Source organism: Streptomyces sp. NPDC020917 (assembly GCF_044333795.1).
In the GTDB taxonomy this organism is placed as follows: Bacteria; Actinomycetota; Actinomycetes; order Streptomycetales; family Streptomycetaceae; genus Actinacidiphila.
In genome coordinates, this window is record NZ_JBIRRR010000001.1 from 189040 (window position 1) to 206441 (window position 17402).

The 17402-nt window shown below is 74.9% G+C and carries 16 protein-coding genes; 11 read left to right on the plus strand and 5 right to left on the minus strand.

Annotated features, from left to right (window positions below):
* The first annotated feature begins 118 nt into the window (after nucleotides 1–118).
* Nucleotides 119–1351, plus strand: a complete 1233-nt coding sequence (hemW, locus tag ACH4TG_RS00755) for a radical SAM family heme chaperone HemW (RefSeq protein ID WP_398239394.1) — start codon at nucleotides 119–121, stop codon at nucleotides 1349–1351.
* 88 nt (nucleotides 1352–1439) lie between these two features.
* Here hemW and ACH4TG_RS00760 read toward each other — a convergent pair whose 3' ends face one another.
* A complete protein-coding gene (locus ACH4TG_RS00760; protein ID WP_398239396.1) occupies nucleotides 1440–2267 on the minus strand; it encodes a DUF3097 domain-containing protein in 828 nt (275 codons plus the stop codon).
* 21 nt (nucleotides 2268–2288) lie between these two features.
* A complete protein-coding gene (locus tag ACH4TG_RS00765; RefSeq protein WP_398239398.1) occupies nucleotides 2289–3044 on the minus strand; it encodes an MBL fold metallo-hydrolase in 756 nt (251 codons plus the stop codon).
* 184 nt (nucleotides 3045–3228) lie between these two features.
* Between ACH4TG_RS00765 and hrcA the strand changes: the two genes are divergently transcribed.
* The 5 genes from hrcA (at nucleotide 3229) to ACH4TG_RS00790 (ending at nucleotide 8088) form a co-directional block, all read left to right on the plus strand.
* Complete coding sequence (gene hrcA / locus ACH4TG_RS00770) at nucleotides 3229–4245, plus strand: heat-inducible transcriptional repressor HrcA (RefSeq protein ID WP_398239400.1); 1017 nt, start codon at nucleotides 3229–3231, stop codon at nucleotides 4243–4245.
* The gene (dnaJ, locus tag ACH4TG_RS00775) at nucleotides 4246–5376 is read left to right on the plus strand and encodes a molecular chaperone DnaJ (protein ID WP_398239401.1); all 1131 of its coding nucleotides are present in this window, start codon (nucleotides 4246–4248) and stop codon (nucleotides 5374–5376) included.
* Between the two features lie 392 nt (nucleotides 5377–5768).
* Nucleotides 5769–6830, plus strand: coding sequence for a nitronate monooxygenase (locus tag ACH4TG_RS00780; RefSeq protein WP_398239402.1), 1062 nt, complete (start codon nucleotides 5769–5771; stop codon nucleotides 6828–6830).
* Nucleotides 6827–7570, plus strand: coding sequence for a 16S rRNA (uracil(1498)-N(3))-methyltransferase (locus ACH4TG_RS00785; protein ID WP_398239404.1), 744 nt, complete (start codon nucleotides 6827–6829; stop codon nucleotides 7568–7570). Before ACH4TG_RS00780 ends, ACH4TG_RS00785 begins: the two co-directional genes overlap by 4 nt.
* The gene (locus tag ACH4TG_RS00790; protein WP_398239406.1) at nucleotides 7567–8088 is read left to right on the plus strand and encodes an NUDIX domain-containing protein; all 522 of its coding nucleotides are present in this window, start codon (nucleotides 7567–7569) and stop codon (nucleotides 8086–8088) included. Before ACH4TG_RS00785 ends, ACH4TG_RS00790 begins: the two co-directional genes overlap by 4 nt.
* 115 nt (nucleotides 8089–8203) lie before the next feature.
* On the opposite strand, the gene ACH4TG_RS00795 is transcribed toward ACH4TG_RS00790, so the two are convergent.
* Nucleotides 8204–8428 (minus strand): hypothetical protein, encoded by a 225-nt coding sequence (locus ACH4TG_RS00795; protein WP_398239408.1) that lies wholly within the window; start codon nucleotides 8426–8428, stop codon nucleotides 8204–8206.
* 95 nt (nucleotides 8429–8523) lie between these two features.
* On the opposite strand from ACH4TG_RS00795, the gene ACH4TG_RS00800 reads away from it, so the two are divergent.
* From ACH4TG_RS00800 to ACH4TG_RS00815, 4 genes are all read left to right on the plus strand, one after another.
* On the plus strand, nucleotides 8524–8913 hold the full coding sequence (locus ACH4TG_RS00800; protein WP_398239410.1) for a hypothetical protein: 390 nt from the start codon (nucleotides 8524–8526) through the stop codon (nucleotides 8911–8913).
* A 19-nt stretch (nucleotides 8914–8932) separates the two neighbouring features.
* Nucleotides 8933–12235, plus strand: a complete 3303-nt coding sequence (locus tag ACH4TG_RS00805; protein ID WP_398239412.1) for a S41 family peptidase — start codon at nucleotides 8933–8935, stop codon at nucleotides 12233–12235.
* A gap of 119 nt (nucleotides 12236–12354) precedes the next feature.
* Nucleotides 12355–12711, plus strand: coding sequence for a histidine triad nucleotide-binding protein (locus ACH4TG_RS00810; RefSeq protein ID WP_398239414.1), 357 nt, complete (start codon nucleotides 12355–12357; stop codon nucleotides 12709–12711).
* A gap of 19 nt (nucleotides 12712–12730) precedes the next feature.
* Nucleotides 12731–13636, plus strand: coding sequence for a ribonuclease Z (locus ACH4TG_RS00815; protein ID WP_398239415.1), 906 nt, complete (start codon nucleotides 12731–12733; stop codon nucleotides 13634–13636).
* Between the two features lie 66 nt (nucleotides 13637–13702).
* On the opposite strand, the gene ACH4TG_RS00820 is transcribed toward ACH4TG_RS00815, so the two are convergent.
* Both ACH4TG_RS00820 and ACH4TG_RS00825 read right to left on the minus strand, forming a co-directional pair.
* Nucleotides 13703–14482: an HAD family acid phosphatase gene (locus ACH4TG_RS00820; RefSeq protein WP_398239417.1), complete on the minus strand. Its 780-nt coding sequence runs from the start codon at nucleotides 14480–14482 to the stop codon at nucleotides 13703–13705.
* 155 nt (nucleotides 14483–14637) lie between these two features.
* A complete protein-coding gene (locus tag ACH4TG_RS00825; protein ID WP_398239419.1) occupies nucleotides 14638–15954 on the minus strand; it encodes a 6-phospho-beta-glucosidase in 1317 nt (438 codons plus the stop codon).
* A gap of 233 nt (nucleotides 15955–16187) precedes the next feature.
* Between ACH4TG_RS00825 and ACH4TG_RS00830 the strand changes: the two genes are divergently transcribed.
* Nucleotides 16188–17306: a carbohydrate kinase family protein gene (locus ACH4TG_RS00830; protein WP_398239420.1), complete on the plus strand. Its 1119-nt coding sequence runs from the start codon at nucleotides 16188–16190 to the stop codon at nucleotides 17304–17306.
* The last annotated feature ends 96 nt before the right edge of the window (nucleotides 17307–17402 follow it).

Below are 17402 nucleotides of genomic sequence, written 5' to 3' on the forward strand. Positions count from 1 at the left end.
GGCGGCCGGTGCGTGTTGGGGGGACGGCTCGCCGTTGTCGGGGGGCCCTCAGGCGGGGCGGCGGGGCCGATGGGCCGAGGGGGGAAGGGGGGCCGGCCCGGTGGCGGATACTGGGGGTATGCCATCTGCTCTCCCCGAAGGGGAACCCGTGCCGGCGGACGGCGCGCTGCCGGGCCACGCCCTGGACGGGGCGGGCGACCGACCCCTCGGCTTCTACCTGCACGTGCCGTACTGCGCCACCCGCTGCGGGTACTGCGATTTCAACACGTACACGGCCAGCGAGCTGCGCGGCTCCGGCGGCGCGCTGGCCTCGCGCGAGAACTACGCGGACGTGCTGGTCGACGAGGTGCGGCTGGCCCGCAAGGTGCTCGGGGACGACCCGCGGCCGGTCGAGACCGTGTTCGTCGGCGGCGGCACCCCCACGCTGCTGCCCGCCGCCGACCTGGGCCGGATGCTCGCGGCGATCCGCGAGGAGTTCGGGCTGGCGCCGGGCGCCGAGGTGACCACGGAGGCCAACCCGGAGTCCGTCGACCCGGCGTACCTGGCAGGGCTGCGGACCGCCGGCTTCACCCGCGTCTCGTTCGGGATGCAGAGCGCCCGGCAGCACGTCCTGAAGGTGCTGGACCGCACGCACACCCCGGGCCGTCCCGAGGCGTGCGTGGCCGAGGCCCGCGCGGCCGGCTTCGACCACGTCAACCTGGACCTGATCTACGGGACGCCGGGGGAGTCCGACGAGGACTGGCTGGCCTCGCTGGACGCCGCGATCGCGGCCGGGCCCGACCACGTGTCGGCGTACGCGCTGATCGTGGAGGAGGGCACCCGGCTGGCCCGGCAGATCCGCCGCGGCGAGATCCCGATGACCGACGACGACGTGCACGCCGACCGCTACCTGCTGGCCGAGGAGCGGCTCGCCGCCGCCGGCTACTCCTGGTACGAGGTCTCCAACTGGGCCACCACCGAGGCGGGCCGCTGCCGCCACAACGAGCTGTACTGGACCGGCGCCGACTGGTGGGGCGCGGGGCCCGGGGCGCACAGCCACGTCGGCGGCGTGCGCTGGTGGAACGTCAAGCACCCGGGCGCCTACGCGCAGGCGCTCGCCGAGGGCCGCACGCCCGGCGCGGGGCGCGAGGTGCTGGGCGACGAGGACCGGCGGGTGGAGCGCATCCTGCTGGAGCTGCGGCTCTCCGAGGGCTGCCCGCTGGACCTGCTGGCCGAGCAGGGCGCCGCGGCCGCGGCCCGCGCGGTCGGCGACGGACTGCTCGAACCCGGCCCCTACGCCGAGGGCCGCGCCGTCCTCACCCTGCGCGGCCGCCTGCTGGCCGACGCCGTCGTCAGGGACCTGGTGGACTGACAGGCCGGCCAGGGGCTGCCGCACGGGGCCGGGCCAAGGTTTCACGCGCGCCCGGCAGCCGCCCCTGCGCCGCCCCGCCGGCCGGGGCTCAGGCCGGATCCGTCACGAAGTCGATGAGGTGCTCCACCGCCCCCAGCAGCTCCGGCTGGAGGTCCCGGTAGGAGGACACCGACGCCAGGATCCGCTGCCACGCCTCGCCGGTGGTCATCTGCCAGCCAAGGGCCCGGCACACCCCCGTCTTCCAGTCCTCGCCGCGCGGCACCCGCGGCCATTCCGGGATGCCGACGGAGGCGGGCTTGACCGCCCCCCACACGTCGATGAACGGGTGCCCGACGACGAGCACGTCCGGGCCGGTGACGGACGCGGCGATCCGCGACTCCTTCGAGCCCAGCACCAGGTGGTCGACGAGCACGCCGAGCCGCGCGCCGGGCGCGGGCGCGAACGCCGAGACGATCGCCGGCAGGTCGTCCACGCCCTCCAGGTACTCCACGACGACGCCCTCGACCCGCAGGTCGTGGCCCCACACCCGCTCCACCAGCTCCGCGTCGTGGCGGCCCTCGACGTAGATCCGGCCCGCGCGGGCCACCCGCGCCTTCGCGTCGGTCACCGCGATCGAACCGGACGCCGACAGCAGCGGGCCGCGCGGCCGGGGCGCGGCCTGGGGGCGCACCAGGGTGACGGTCCGGCCGTCGATCAGGAAGCCGCCCGGCGTCATCGGGAAGACCCGGTGCTTGCCGAACCGGTCCTCCAGGGTGACCGTGAGGCCCTCCGCGGTCTTCTCCACGCGGACCACCGCGCCGCAGAAGCCGGTGGCGGCCTCCTCGACGACCAGGTCCGCGTCCGCCGGGACCTCGGGCGGCGGCGCGGCCTTCTTCCACGGCGGCGTCAGATCGGGGTCGTAACTCCTGCTGCGCATGGGGGAGATCGTAGCCAGGCGTCAGCCGCCGGAGGCGAAGCGCTCGGCGAGGATGTCGCGCTGCGCCCGCACGAAGCGCGCGTCGACGACCGCGCCGTGGCCCGGCACGTAGCGGGCCGTCTCGCCGCCGAGGGCGAGCAGCGCGTCCAGGGTGGCCGCCCACTTTCCCGTGACGGCGTCGTCGCCGGCCTGCGGATCGCCGGACTCCTCGACGAGGTCGCCGCAGAACACCACCGCGGGATCGCTCGCGGTCGCCCCCGGCACGTGCACCACCAGGTCGTGGCCGGTGTGGCCGGGCCCCGGGTGCACCAGCCGCACCGGGCGGTCGCCGAGGTCCAGCGCCAGTTCGCCCAGCACCGGCCGGTCCGGGCGCACCAGCGACCGCACGGCCTCCGCCGTCTCGATCGGGTCGGCGCCGTACTCCGCCGCGGTCACCGGCATCCGCAGCTGCTCGCGGCGCAGGTACGCGTCCAGCGACTGCTCCCCGTACACCTGGGCGCCGGGGAACTCGGCGGTGCCCAGGACGTGGTCGAAATGGCCGTGGGTGAGGGCCACATGGGTGACCTCGCGGCCGGTCAGCGCCTCGACCTGCCCACGCAGCTCGGCGCCCTCGCGCAGGCTGGAGCCGGTGTCCACCAGCAGCACCCCGTCGGCGCCGACGACCAGGCCGATCGTCACGTCGAGAAAGGGCAGCCGGCGGCGCGCCACCCCGGGCGCGAGCTGCTCCCAGACCGAGCCCCCGGTGTCCGGCTCCTCCGCGTTCCGCTCAGAATCCACAGGGCGACGCTATCGCCGCGGGCCGCCGCCGCGCGCATCCGACAGGGCCCGTCGGCGGCCGGATCGACCGGCGCTCTTGCCGAGCCCTTGCCGCCTCGCCGTACACTGGCTGCGGGAAAGCTGGCACTCGAAACGGCGGAGTGCCAGGCAGGGCGGGTAGGGCCGTGACGGCTGGAGGTGCGCGATGCTGAGCGAACGCAGACTCGAAGTGCTGCGCGCCATCGTTCAGGACTACGTCGGCACCGAGGAACCGGTCGGTTCCAAGGCGCTCACCGAGCGCCACCGGCTCGGAGTCTCCCCGGCCACCGTCCGCAACGACATGGCGGTGCTGGAGGACGAGGGCTACATCGCCCAGCCCCACACCAGCGCGGGCCGGATCCCGACCGACAAGGGGTACCGGCTCTTCGTCGACAAGCTCGCCGGGGTCAAGCCGCTGTCGGGCGCGGAGCGCCGGGCGATCCAGAACTTCCTTGACGGCGCCGTCGACCTCGACGACGTGGTGGCCCGCACGGTGCGGCTGCTCGCGCAGCTCACCCGCCAGGTCGCCGTCGTGCAGTACCCGTCGCTGACCCGCTCGTCGGTGCGGCACGTGGAACTGCTGCCGCTGGCGCCGGCCCGGATCATGCTGGTGCTCATCACCGACACCGGCCGGGTCGAGCAGCGGCTGATCGACTGCCCGGCGCCGGTCGGCGAGACCGTCCTGGCGGACCTGCGGGCCCGGCTGAACAGCCGGGTCGTCGGGCGCCGCTTCACGGACGTGCCGCCGCTGGTGCAGGACCTGCCGGACAGCTTCGAGGCCGACGACCGGCCCGCGGTCGCCGGCGTGCTCGCCACCCTCCTCGAGACCCTCGTCGAGGAGAAGGAGGAGCGCATCATGCTCGGCGGGGCGGCCAACCTGACCCGCTTCAACCATGACTTCCCGCTGACGATCCGCCCGGTCCTCGAGGCGCTCGAGGAGCAGATGGTGCTCCTGAAGCTGCTCGGCGAGGCCAAGGACTCCACCATGACGGTCCGGATCGGGCATGAGAATTTTCACGAGGGCCTCAATTCCACCTCCGTGGTGGCGGTCGGCTACGGTTCGGGCGACGAGGCAGTCGCCAAACTCGGCGTGGTCGGACCGACCCGCATGGACTACCCCGGAACGATGGGAGCGGTACGCGCAGTGGCACGTTACGTCGGACAGATCCTGGCGGAGTCGTAAGTGGCCACGGACTACTACGCCGTACTCGGCGTTCGCCGCGACGCAGGACCGGACGAGATCAAGAAGGCGTTCCGGCGCCTCGCCCGCGAACTGCACCCGGACGTGAATCCGGACCCGAAGACGCAGGAGCGGTTCAAGGAGATCAACGCCGCCTACGAGGTGCTCTCGGACCCGCAGAAGAAGCAGGTCTACGACCTCGGCGGGGACCCGCTGTCCGCCGCGGGCGGCGGCGCGGGCGGCTTCGGCGCCGGCTTCGGCAACTTCAGCGACATCATGGACGCCTTCTTCGGGCAGTCCCAGCAGCGCGGGCCGCGGTCGCGGACCCGGCGCGGCCAGGACGCCATGATCCGGCTGGAGATCGAGCTGGACGAGGCCGCGTTCGGCACTACCAAGGACATCCAGGTCGACACCGCGGTCACCTGCGGCACCTGCAACGGCGAGGGGGCGGCGCCGGGCACCTCGGCGCAGACCTGCGACATGTGCCGCGGACGCGGCGAGGTGTCCCAGGTCACCCGGTCCTTCCTGGGCCAGGTCATGACGTCGCGGCCGTGCCCGCAGTGCCAGGGGTTCGGCACGGTCGTGCCGACGCCGTGCCCGGAGTGCGCCGGTGACGGCCGCGTGCGGTCGCGCCGCACGCTGACCGTGAAGATCCCCGCGGGCGTCGACAACGGCACCCGGATCCAGCTCGCCGGCGAGGGCGAGGTCGGCCCCGGCGGCGGCCCGGCCGGCGACCTCTACGTGGAGATCCGCGAGGTCCCGCACCCGGTGTTCCAGCGGCGCGGGGACGACCTGCACTGCACGGTGACGATCCCGATGACGGCGGCGGCGCTGGGCACCAAGTGCCCGCTGGAGACGCTCGACGGTCTCGAGGAGATCGACGTCAGGCCCGGCACCCAGTCCGGGCAGTCGATCCCGCTGCACCAGCGGGGCGTCACGCACCTGCGGGGCGGCGGCCGCGGCGACCTCGTCGTCCACGTCGAGGTGGTCACGCCCACCAAGCTCGATCCCGACCAGGAGGACCTGCTGCGGCGCCTCGCCAAGGCCCGCGGCGAGGAGCGGCCCACCGGCCAGTTCGCGCCCGGCCAGCAGGGGCTGTTCTCGCGCCTCAAGGACGCCTTCAACGGCCGCTAGCGCGGCCTCCTCCGTCTCCCGCACCCGGGAGTCCTGCCCCCGCCCGAGCGGGCCTCCCCGGCCCACCCGCCGGTGGTGGGCTGCGCGCGCCGTTCCTCGCGCCCCTGGCGGGGTGCACGCGGTGGACAAGGGCACCCATCAGGGGCGCGGGGAACTGCGCGACAAGCCACGGTGGGGGTGCGGGTGGTCACCGGGCGGGTGGGGCTGTTGCTGTCGTTTCCGGGCCACCGGCCGGTGGCGGGTTGCGCGCGCCGTTCCTCGCGCCCCTCAGGAGTGCCCCTGTTCATGGGGGTGCGGCCCGTGAGGGGCCGCCCGGTCCGCAGGGTGCGGATCGAGGGGGGCGGGGGCTCCCCGTGGGAGGGCCCTAGGGGGAGCCGTGGGAGCATGACGGCATGTCGGTGAGCGATCTCTCCTCCTTCTCGGCGTACCCGATCGTCCAGGCCCCGATGGCCGGGGGCGGGTCCAATCCGCGGCTGGCCGCGGCCGTGGGTGCGGCCGGCGGCCTCGGGTTCCTCGCGGCCGGGTACAAGACCTCGGAGGCGATGTACGAGGAGATCCGCCAGCTGCGCGATCTGACCTCGCAGCCCTTCGGCGTCAACCTGTTCATGCCGCAGCCCGCGACCGCGGACCGCTCGGCGGTGGCCGTGTACGCCGAGCAGCTGTCCGGCGAGGCCGCCTGGTACGACACGGCGCTGGGCGACCCGGACGTCGGCGGCGACGACGCCTACGACGCGAAGGTCGCGGTGCTCCTCGAGGACCCCGTGCCGATGGTGAGCTTCACCTTCGGCTGCCCGGACCGCGCGGTGCTGGACGCCTTCGCGAAGGCCGGCACGTACACGGTGGTCACCGTCACCTCGCCGGCCGAGGCGCTGGCCGCGGAGTGGGCCGGCGCCGACGCGCTGTGCGTGCAGGGCGTGGAGGCCGGCGGCCACCAGGGCACGCACCGCGACGACCCGCAGACGGACCACTCGGGCCTCGGCCTGCTCACCCTCGTCCCGCAGGTGCGCGAGGCCGTGCACCTGCCGCTGATCGCCGCGGGCGGCCTGATGCGCGGCAGCCAGATCGCCGCGGTGCTGGCCGCGGGCGCGGACGCGGCGGCGCTGGGCACCGCCTTCCTGATCACCCCGGAGTCCGGCGCCAGCCCCGTGCACAAGCGGGCGCTCACCGACCCGGTGTTCGCCCGCACCGAGCTGACCCGGGCCTTCTCCGGGCGGCCGGCCCGCGGCCTGGTCAACCGCTTCATGCGCGAGCACGGCGCGTACGCCCCGCCCGGCTACCCGCAGATCCACTTCCTGACGTCGCCGCTGCGCAAGGCCGCCGCCGCCGCGGGCGACGCGCAGGGCATGTCGCTGTGGGCGGGCCAAGGGCACCGCCTGGCACGGGAGTTGTCGGCCGGCGCGCTCGTCGAGACGCTCGCCGCCGAGCTCCAGGCCGCCGGGGAGGCGCGGGTATGACGGCCCCGGTCTTCCTCGTCGCACCCGCCGTGCTCGACGGCGCGCCCGCCCGGCTGACGCTGGACGGCCCGGAGGGGCGGCACGCGGTGTCGGTGCGGCGGCTGACGCCCGGCGAGGAGGTCGTGCTGACCGACGGCGAGGGCCGCGGCGCCTACGGCACGGTGGCCTCGGTGGAGGGCAAGGACGTCCTGCACGTCGACGTCGCCGAGCGGCGCACCGAGGCGCCGCCGGCCGCCCGGATCACGGTGGTGCAGGCCCTGCCCAAGGGCGACCGCGGCGAGCTGGCCGTGGAGACGATGACCGAGGCCGGGGTCGACGCGGTCGTGCCGTGGGCCGCGGCGCGCTGCGTGACCCAGTGGCGGGGGGAGCGCGGCGCCAAGTCGCTGGCCAAGTGGCGTTCCACGGCGCGGGAGGCGGCCAAGCAGTCCCGGCGGCTGCGCTTCCCCGAGGTGTCCGAGCCGATGACGACCCGCCAGGTGGCCGAGCTGCTCGGCGGCGCGGACTTCGCCGGGGTGCTGCACGAGGAGGGCGCGGCGCCGCTGGCCGCCGCCCCGCTGCCGGCCGCGGGCTCGCTCGTGCTCGTCGTCGGCCCCGAGGGCGGCGTCTCGCCCGAGGAGATCGCCCTGTTCGGGGCGGCCGGCGCGCCGCCGTACCGGCTGGGCCCGACGGTGCTGCGCACGTCCACCGCGGGCGTGGCGGCGACGGCGCTGCTGCTCACCCGCACCGGCCGCTGGTCGTGAGCGCCGGGCAGGCCGGACCGCACGAGCACCCCGGGCCCGGCGGCCTGCCGGGGCGCAACGTCGCGCCCGGCTCGATAACGCTGCTGGTCGCCTCGGTGATCGTGCACGACGCGGCGCGCGACCGGATCGTGCTGCTGCGGCGCGGACCCGGCAGCAGCTTCGGCACCGGCCTGTGGGACCTGCCGACCGGCAAGTGCGAGCCGGGAGAGCCGGTGACGGCCACCGCGGTCCGTGAACTGCGCGAGGAGACGGGGCTGGTGGTCGCCCCCGAGGCGCTGACCCTGGTCCACGTCCTGCACGCCGGAGCCGGCACGGGCACGCCGAACGGTTACCTCACCGTGGTGTTCGCGGCCGGCGCGTGGACGGGCGAGCCGGAGAACCGCGAGCCGGCCAAGCACGACCACGTCGGCTGGGCGCAACTCGACTCCCTGCCCGAGGAGTTCGTGCCGAGCACGGAACGGATCCTGCGGGGCTGGCGGGCCGGCCTGCTGGGCCCGACGCTGCACCGCTGGGACTGAGCCCGCCAACGCGCGTGCCCGCAGCGGCAGATGGCCTCGCGCCGCCCGCACCGATGCGCCGCCGCGCTGCCCGCACCGATGCGCCGCCGCGCCGACACCGTCAAGTGCCCCCGCTTCACACGGGCTTGGACGCGAACAGCTCCAGATGGCCGCACGCCGGGCAGCGGAACGCCTCGATCTGCCAGCGCTGCCGGCCCATCCGCTTGGCGCCGCCGAAGAAGCCGCGCTCCAAGTGGCCCGCGATCCACCGGGCGTAGCCGCGCGATCCCTCGCCCGAGTCCTCGACGAACCCCGGTTCCAGGCCGATGGTGTCGCACTGGCCGCACGTGATCGTCTCCACGCCCAGAGTCTAGGTGCGCCGCCGCCCGACCCGTAGGGGCAGCATCGACCCTTCGGGGGATGGACCGGGCCCGACTGGGGCGGGAACGTGGGGGGATGGGACGAAAGGGGAAGGTCTGGCTGGCCGGAGTCGCGTGCGCGGCCGCCGCCGCGGTCGTCACGGGGTGCGACCCCGCCGACGGCCTGGGGGAGAGCGCCGTGTCCGTCACCACCGACCAACTGGCCACACACGCGCTGAAACACGACCACGTCAAGGTGCAGTGGCTCTCGTGCAGCGCCTCCACCGGCAAGAAGTCGGCGAAGGTGGACTGCCTGGGGCGCACCGAAGACCAGCAGAAGATCACCGTGAAGGGCACGGTCACCGAGCAGTTGGACGACACCTGCGTGCGCGGGCGGCTCGTCGCGGTCGTCGGCGGCAGGACCGTCTTCGACGTGACCGGGCTCGGCACCTGCACGCATCGCACCGGCAGTTCGGCGACGCGTTGATCGAAGTTAGGGTGGCCGGGTGACCAACCAGCCGGCGCAGTCCGCGCAGTCTCCGCAGCCGCATCACGCGGCCCCGCAGCCGTCGTACCTCAGGAACCCGCATCCGTACGGCGACGCGATCGCCTTCACGGCCGAGGACGACGTGTGGCTGGCGCCGCTGGACGGCGGCCGGGCCTGGCGCGTCAGCGCGGACAACATGCCGGTCGGGCGGCCCAGGATCAGCCCGGACGGCGCGCTGATCGCCTGGACCTCCACGCGCGACGGCGCCCCCGAGGTGCATCTGGCGCCGCTCGCAGGCGGGCCGTCGACCCGGCTGACGTACTGGGGCAACGCCCGTACCGCGGTGCGCGGTTGGACCCCGGGCGGCGACCTGGTGGTGGTCAGCACCGAGGGCCAGCCGTCGCTGCGCAGGACCTGGGCGCGCCGGCTGCCGCTGGACGGCGGACCGGCCGAACTGCTGCCGTACGGGCCGGTCGGCGACGTGGCGTACGGGCCGGACGGCGCGGTGCTGCTGCAGAGCGCGACGATGAGCCGGGAGGCCGCGTACTGGAAGGGCTACCGCGGCGGGACCGCGGGCAAGCTGTGGCTGGACCCGGACGGCGGCGGGGAGTTCCACCGGGTGCACGCCGGCCTCGACGGCAACCTCGAATGCCCGATGTGGGTGGGCGGGAGGATCGCGTTCCTGTCCGACCACGAGGGGCAGGGCGCGCTGTACTCCAGCCTCCCCGACGGGTCCGACCTGCGCCGCCACACCCCGCTGGACACCGGCTTCTACGCCCGGCAGGCCGCCACCGACGGCCACCGCGTCGCCTACGCCGGCGGGGGCCGCATCCATCTGCTCGACGACCTGGACGGCGCCGGGCCGCGCCTGCTGGAGGTCCGCCTCGGCGGGCAGCGCACCGACCTCCAACCGCACCCGGTGCGCGCCGCCCACCACCTCGGCGACGCCCGGCCCGACCACACCGGCCGCGGCAGCGCCGTGGAGATCCGCGGCACCACCCACTGGATCACCCACCGCGGCGGCCCGGCCCGCGCGCTGGCCGCGCAGCCCGGCGTGCGCACCCGCCACCCGCGGGTCTTCCAGCAGGGCAGCGAGCAGCACGTGGTGTGGGTCACCGACGCCGAGGGCGACGACGCGCTGGAGATCGCCCCGGCCACCGGCCTGCCCGCGGGCACCGCCCCGCGGCGGCTGGCCGCCGGGCGGCTCGGCCGGGTGCACGAGATCGAGGTCTCGCCCGACGGCCACCGGATCGCGGTCGCCGGCCACGACGGCCGGGTGCTGCTGGTGGAGGCGCAGACCGGCGAGGTCCGCGAGGTCGTGGCGGGCGATGCGGGGGACGCCTCGGGCCTGGCCTTCTCGCCCGACTCCGGCTGGCTGGCGTGGTCCCACCCCGGCCCCGGCTCGTTGCGGCAGATCAAGCTCGCCGCCACCTCCGACCTGACGGTCGTCGACGCGACGCCGCTGCGCTTCCAGGACTTCGCGCCCGCCTTCACCGCGGACGGCAAGCACCTGGCGTTCCTTTCCGAGCGGGCCTTCGACCCGGTCTACGACGCCCACGTCTTCGACCTGTCGTTCCCCAACGCCTGCCGCCCGTACCTGGTGACGCTCGCCGCGGCCACCCCGTCCCCGTTCGGCCCGCAGCGGCACGGCCGCCCCTACGAGGAGGACGACACCCCCGGCGACGGGGACGGCGGCTCCCCGCAGGGCGAGGACAAGGACCGCGGCGACGGGGACGGCGGCACCGAGCGGCCGCAGCCCACGGTGGTCGACGCGGACGGGCTCGCCGACCGCATCGTGCCGTTCCCGGTCGAGGCCGGCCGGTACTCGGGGCTGCGGGCGGCCAAGGGCGGCGTGCTCTGGCTGCGCCACCCGCTGCTCGGCGTGCTCGGCGCGGCGCTGGCCGGGCCCGAGGCGCAGCCGCCCGGCACCCTGCTGGAACGCTACGACCTGGCGCAGCTGCGGCTGGAGGAGATCGCCGACGACGCCGACGACTTCGCGGTCACCGGCGACGGCACCAAGGTGCTGGTCGCCGGCGACGGCCGGCTGCGGATCACCCCGTCGGACAGCAAGGCCGACTCCGGTGACGACTCCGACGGCACGGTCACCGTCGACCTGAGCCGGATCCGGGTCACGGTGCGGCCGGCCGACGAGTGGCGCCAGATGTTCCACGAGACCCATCGGCTGATGCGGGACAACTTCTGGCGGGCCGACATGGACGGCCGCGACTGGGACGCCAGCGCCGACCGCTACCGCCCGCTGCTGGACGCGGTGGCCACCCACGACGACCTGGTGGACGTGCTGTGGGAGCTGCACGGCGACCTGCGCACCTCGCACGCCTACGTCAGCCCGCCCGGCGGCTACCGCGACCCGCTGCACCGCCAGGGCCTGCTCGGCGCGGACATCTCCCGTGCCGATGAAGGGAGTTGGCGGATCGACCGGGTGCTGCCCGGCGAGTCCTCCGACCCGCAGGCCCGTTCGCCGCTGGCCGCGCCGGGCGCGGCGGTCCGCGCCGGCGACACGCTGCTCGCGGTCGACGGCCACCCGGTGGACCCGGTGACCGGGCCGGGGCCGCTGCTCGTCGGCACCGCGGGCAAGCCCGTGGAGCTGACGATCGGCCCGGCGGACGGCGGCCCGGCCCGGCACGTGGTGGTCGTGCCGCTCGCCGACGAGGAGCAACTGCGGTACCACGACTGGGTGGCCGGCCGGCGGGCCCGGGTGCACGAGGCGTCCGGCGGCCGGCTCGGCTACCTGCACGTCCCGGACATGGTCGGCAGCGGATGGGCGCAGCTGCACCGCGACCTGCGGGTCGAGGTGGCCCGCGAGGGCCTGGTGGTGGACGTGCGGGAGAACCGCGGCGGGCACACCTCGCAGCTCGTCGTGGAGAAGCTGGCCCGCCGCATCATCGGCTGGGACGTGCCGCGGCACGGCCTGCCCTTCAGCTACCCGCAGGACGCGCCGCGCGGCCCGATCGTCGCGATCGCCAACGAGTTCTCCGGATCGGACGGCGACATCGTCACCGCGGCGGTGCGGGCGCTGGGGATCGGTCCTGTGGTGGGCACCCGCACCTGGGGCGGGGTCATCGGGATCGACAGCCGCTACGGGCTGGTCGACGGGACCGGGGTCACCCAGCCGAAGTACGCGATGTGGGTGGAGGGGCACGGCTGGGGCATGGAGAACCGCGGCGTCGACCCCGACGTGGAGGTGGTGACGGCCCCGCAGGACTGGGCCCGCGGCCACGACCCCCAGCTGGACCGGGCCGTCGCGCTGGCCCTGGAGGCGCTGGAGCGGACACCGGCCAAGCAGCCCCCGTCCCTTCCCTGACCGCAGGCCGCACGGGGGCGCGGGAGACGATCACCCGCGCCTCCGGTCGGCCTTCCCGCGCCCCGGAACCGGTAGCATCGGCGCCGCACCCGTACGCCAGAACCCGAGGGGAAGCCGACATGGCGGGAGAACCGCAGGACGACTGCCTGTTCTGCAAGATCGTGAAGGGCGAGATCCCCGCCACGGTCGTCCGGGAGACCGCGACCACGGTCGCCTTCCGCGACATCAACCCGCAGGCCCCCACCCACGTCCTGGTCATCCCGCGCGTGCACTACAAGGACGCGGCCACGCTGGCCGCCGCCGACCCCGAGGTGACCGCGGACGTGCTGCGCGAGGCCGGCGAGGTCGCCGCGCAGGAGAAGGTGGACGGCACCGGCTACCGGATCGTCTTCAACACCGGCCCGGGCGCGGGCCAGACGGTCTTCCACGCGCACGCCCACGTGCTGGGCGGCCGCGACCTCCAGCGGCTGGTCTGACCGGGCGGCGCCGGCCACCGTGAGCGCGCGCGAACTCGTCGTCCTCGGCACCGCCAGCCAGGTCCCCACCCGTCAGCGCAACCAGAATGGCTACGTGCTGCGCTGGGACGGCGAGGGCATCCTCTTCGACCCGGGCGAGGGCAGCCAGCGGCAGATGCTGCACGCCGGGGTGTCGGCGCACGACCTGACCCGGATCTGCGTGACGCACTTCCACGGCGACCACTCGCTGGGACTGGCCGGCGTCATCCAGCGGATCAACCTCGACCGGGTGCCGCACCCGGTCGTCGTGCACTACCCGGCCAGCGGGCAGCGGTACTTCGAGCGGCTGCGCCGCGCGACCGCCTACCACGAGACCGCGGAGCTGCGGCAGGAGCCGGTCTCCGACGACGGCCGGCTGGCGGTGACGCCCGCCTTCACGCTGTCCGCGGCCCGCCTGTCGCACCCCGTCGAGTCCTACGGCTACCGGCTGACCGAACCCGACAGCCGCCGCCTGCTGCCCGAGGAGCTCGCCGCGCGCGGCATCGCCGGGCCCGACGTCGGGCTGCTCCAGCGCCAGGGCTCGCTGCGCGGGGTGACGCTTGAGGAGGTCAGCGCGCCGCGCCGCGGCCAGCGGTTCGCGTTCGTGATGGACACCCGGCTGTGCGACGCGGTGCACGCGCTCGCCGCGGACTGCGACCTGCTGGTGGTGGAGTCCACCTTCCTCGACGAGGACGCCCATCTGGCCGTCGAGCACGGTCATCTGACGGCGCGCCAGGCGGGTGCGGTGGCCCGCGCGGCGGGGGTGCGGCACCTGGTGCTCACCCACTTCTCGCAGCGCTACACCGACGCGTCGCTGTTCGCCGCCGAGGCCCGCGCGGCCGGCTTCGAGGGGCAGCTCACCGTCGCCGAGGACCTCATGCGGGTCCCGTTCCCCAAGCGCCGCTGACGTCCGTCCCCGACCGCCCGGGCGGCGAAGGCCGCCGCGGCGCCCGGGGACGGGACGCGCCCCGTACTACGGCAGGTAGTACATCGGGTTCGGCAGCTTGTAGGACTTCTCCGCGTGGCCGCCGGACAGGTCGCTGTACTGGTCGCCGAAGTTGGCGACGATCGTGTAGCCCAGCGACTCGATGTGCGCCCGGGTGCCCGACTTGTAGTCGATCGTCGTGCAGGTCGAGCCGCACGGCAGGTAGGCGGGCGGGTTGGCGGCGTTCTTCAGGTACAGGTGGGCGGTGTCGGCGGGCGCCTTGTAGCCGACCGCGGTCAGGTTGCGGACGGTGTCGGCCCGCTGGGCCTCGGGGCGGCCGGTGATCCAGAACACCGTGTAGCCCTGGTCCGCGGCCCAGTTGGTGAGGGCGTCCATGCCGAAGACCGGCGCCATGTTCTTGTTGTCCAGGTACGCCTGGTTGCTGGCCGAGGAGTAGTTGAAGCCCACCTCCAGCTCGTAGTTGTAGGTCAGCAGGGACGTGTCGTCGACGTCCAGGACGATGGCCGGCTTCGCGACGTGCTTGTCCGCGTGCTCGAGGTAGGACTTGGCCTTGGACTCGATGTCGGCGACCTGCTGGGCGTAGTTGCTGGTGGACGAGGCGAAGTGCTCGCCCGAGGCGTCGACCGTGTCGCCGTAGTAGGCCTTGATGTCCGAGACCACGTTGGTGAGGTTGGGGATCTCCTTGTCGCTGCGCGGCGCCGAGTTCTCCGCGGAGGCCGCACCCACGCCGTAGAAGGTGGCGCCCAGCGCGACCGCGGCGGTGGTCAGCGCCAGGGAGCGGCGGGCGGACAGGCGTGCACGGGGCATGGTGGTGCTCCTTTGATGCTCGTTGGTGCGGCGCAACTTAGACCCCTCGATCTCGGCAGGTCAAGGGGTGTCTACGCGCGTTGGGCAGGACTGACGCACCGTCAGTTCTTTACCATCCTTTTTCCTTACGGGTTAACCCGCAGTTCAGGACGTGTTCACCAACCGGACGCCGTCAGGATCCGGTCCGCCGCGGCCGCGGAGTCCACCAGCGGATGCAGGGCGAGTGCCCGCAGCGCGGCGGCCCGCGAACCCGTCGCGGCCGCCTCGATCGCCGCGCGCTCCACCGCCTTCAGTGCCAGCATCAGTCCCGCCTGGTGCGCGTCGGGCGGCGCGACCGGCACCGGCCGGGCCCCGAACGCACCGACCTGGCACGGCACTTCGACGACCGCCTCGGGATCGAGGAACGGCACCGCGCCGCCGCCCGGCACGTTGAGCACCAGCGTCGTCCGCTCGTCCCGGGCGATCGCCCGCATCAGCGCCAGCGCCACCCGGTCGTACCCGCCGCCGTCCAGGTCGTGCGGGTCCCGCTCCCAACCGCCGGTCGCCGCGCGGTTCTCCGCCATGTACGTCTCCTCGCGCTCCCGGCGGGTCGCCTCCCACAGCGTGTACGCGGCGGCCGGCGCGTCGTCGGCCCCGGCGTAGAACACCTCCTGCCGGTCCGCCAGGAACTCCCCGCGGGTCGCCTGCGCCGAGCGCACCGCGTCCAGCGCCTCGCGCGCGAAGTAGTAGTAGTGCAGGTACTCGTTGGGCAGCGAGCCCAGCGCGGCCAGCCACCGCGGCCCGAACAGCCGCCCCTCCTCGAACCCGCTCAGGGCCACCGGGTCGGCCAGCAGCCCCGGCAGCAGGTTCGGACCGTCCGGAGCCGCGAACATCCCCCGCAGCCAGCCCAGATGGTTCAGTCCCACGTAGTCGAACGAGAAGCCCGGCGCGTCCGGGTCCGCACCCGCCGCCCGCGCGGCCCGCCGCACCAGGCCCACCGGCGAGTCGCAGATCCCGATCACCCGCGGGCCCAGCACCCGCGCCATCGCCTCCGTCACCATGCCTGCCGGATTGGTGAAGTTGACCACCCACGCCGACGGCGCGACCGCCCGCACCCGCTCGGCGATCCGCACCGCCACCGGCAGCGTCCGCAGCCCGTACAGCACCCCGCCCGCGCCGACCGTCTCCTGCCCGAGCACCCCCTCGGCCAGCGGCACCCGTTCGTCGCGCACCCGGCCGGCCGTGCCGCCCACCCGGATCGCCGAGAACACGAAGTCCGCGCCGCGCAGCGCCTCGTCCAGGCCGGCCGCCACCCGGACCGCGGGCCCGCGGCCGCCCGGCAGCGGCATCGACGCCAGCACCGAGGCCACCACCCGCAGCCGCCGCTCGTCGGTGTCGTACAGCACCACCTCGTCGACCGTCGGATCGCCGGCCAGTGCCCGGTAGACCAGCGGCACGCGGAAGCCGCCGCCACCCAGAACCGTGAGCCTCATCGCACTCCGTTCCCGATCCGTTCGCCGTCCGTTCCGGAGCCGTTCCCGGCCGTCCGGACCTCTTCCCCGCCCGTTCACCGGCCGTTCCGCCACAATTCCGGGCCCGCTCGCCGTCCGCACCCCGTCCGTTCGGGATCCCTTCCCCGCCCGTTCCCGGCCCGTTCGCGGTCCGCGGCCGATCCGGAGCCCGAGGTTCCTGGGCACTGTCGGCGCCGTCAGGCACAGTGTGAACCATGGACGACCAGCCCGTTCTCGACCCGCTGGGGGCGCTGCGCGCCCCCGGGGACCCGGTGGCCGACGTCTACCTGACCGGCACCGTCTTCCTCGACATCATCTTCACCGGCCTGGACAGCGCGCCCGTGCGGGGCACCGAGTCCTGGGCCCGCGGCATGGGCTCCAGCCCCGGCGGCATCGCCAACATGGCCACCGCGCTGGCCCGCCTCGGCCTACACACCACCCTCGCCGCGGCCTTCGGGGACGACGTGTACGGCGACTACTGCTGGGACAGCCTGGAGAGCGGCGAGGGCATCGACCTCGGCCCCTCCCGGCGGATCCCCGGCTGGCACTCCCCGGTGACCGTCTCGATGGCCTACGAGGGCGAGCGCACCATGGTCAGCCACGGCCACCGGGCGCCGCCGCCCGAGGACGCCGTCCCCGCCTGCCCGGTGCCCGCCCGCGCCGCCGTCGCCTCCCTCGGCCACCGCGGCGAGGCCGGCGAGAGCGACGAGGCGTGGATCGCCCGCGCCGCCGCCACCGGCACCAAGGTCTTCGCCGACGTCGGCTGGGACGACACCGGCCGCTGGGACCGCGCCGACCTGGCGGGCCTGCGGCACTGCGCCGCCTTCCTGCCGAACGCCGAGGAGGCCATGCGCTACACCCGCACCTCCAGCCCGCGCGAGGCCGCCCGCCGGCTCGCCGACCTGGTCCCGCTCGCGGTCGTCACGCTCGGCGCCGAGGGCGCCTGCGCGGTGGACTCCGCGACCGGCGAGACCGCGGAGGTGCCCGCGCTGCTGGTCGAGGCGCTGGACCCGACCGGCGCCGGCGACGTGTTCGTGGCCGGCTTCGTCACCGGCACCCTCGCCGGCTGGCCGCTCGCCGACCGGCTGGCCTTCGCCTCGCTGTCCGCGGCGCTGTCGGTGCAGGAGTTCGGCGGCTCGCTGTCCGCGCCCGGCTGGACCGAGATCGCCGGCTGGTGGGAGCAGGTCAAGGCGCTCGCCGGGCAGCCCCGGGCGGACGCCGAGGCGCTGCGCCGGTACGCCTTCCTGGACGCGCTGCTGCCCGCCGCGCTGCGCCGCGGGCCGCTGCGCCGGGCCGTGCCGACCATCGGCTTCCGCCCGGCGTCCGCCGGCTAAACCCCTCGGCGGCGGACGCCTCACGTCGTACGCTGGGAACCTCAGGAGATCCTGGGAACACTCGACCAGCAGAAGGCGGGATGAGCAGGCCCTAGC